Genomic DNA, 363 nt, shown 5'->3' with positions numbered 1-363 from the left:
CATGTGGACTGCGGTCGCACGCGCGAGCACCTGGCGTGCAATGGGCGACCTGGACCAGGCTGCGGCGTCCTTCGAAGGCGCCCTGGCCCTGGACCCTGCCAACTGGTCCCTCTATCTGGACCTTGCCGACGTGCGCGCCGAGCAGGGTGATTTCGCCGCCGCCGTGGGTCTCGTCGAACAGGGCCTGCAACACGAACCGCAGGAAGTCTCCCTGCGCGCGGCGGGTGCCGCCTATCGCACGCGCCTATCCGGCTCGTCTGACGACCTGCGGGCCCTGATCGTCCTGGCTCCGGAGCTCGCGAGCACCTCCTACCGGGACCTGCTGATCAACTACGCGTGCGCGAAGCCGGGGCTGCCCCACAG

The 363-nt window shown here is 69.7% G+C and carries 1 protein-coding gene; it reads left to right on the top strand.

Annotated elements, in window-relative coordinates:
* Positions 1-40: 40 nt before the first annotated feature.
* The coding region (locus tag AC1DUE_RS20885) for a tetratricopeptide repeat protein (protein WP_477041304.1) at positions 41-363 on the top strand (323 nt) is incomplete at its 3' end.

This window comes from Cellulomonas sp. P4_A2 (genome assembly GCF_056402515.1).
This window is presented reverse-complemented; position numbering and strand designations above follow the sequence as displayed.